We start from the raw sequence: 253 nt of genomic DNA, 5'->3' as shown, positions 1-253 counted from the left end.
CCACGGTGGTGTTGTTTGGCGCCGAAAACCCATTGCAGTGGCTGGAGCGGCTTGCGCTGGCAACGGCTGGCGCATTGCCTGCCACACTGCTGTGGCTGCTGGCCCTATGCAGCGGCAAGGCGCTGCTGGCCCGCCTTTCCACCCGTGCGCAATGGCTTGTGGGCTGCGCTCTCGGCATGGCCGCAGGCGCGCTGGCATGCGCGGTGCTGAGCTTGCCCGGCATGGTGGGGCAGGCCCCGTGGCTGGCCTGCAG

The 253-nt window shown here is 69.6% G+C and carries 1 protein-coding gene; it reads left to right on the top strand.

The genetic code is table 11. From position 1 onward, the window contains the following. Positions 1-253 (top strand): hypothetical protein (locus ACS2QP_RS28210; protein WP_438883131.1); only part of this gene is annotated, 253 nt, incomplete at both ends.

This window comes from Bacillus cereus group sp. Bce019 (genome assembly GCF_051781745.1).
GTDB lineage: Bacteria > Bacillota > Bacilli > Bacillales > Bacillaceae_G > Bacillus_A > Bacillus_A cereus.
This window is presented reverse-complemented; position numbering and strand designations above follow the sequence as displayed.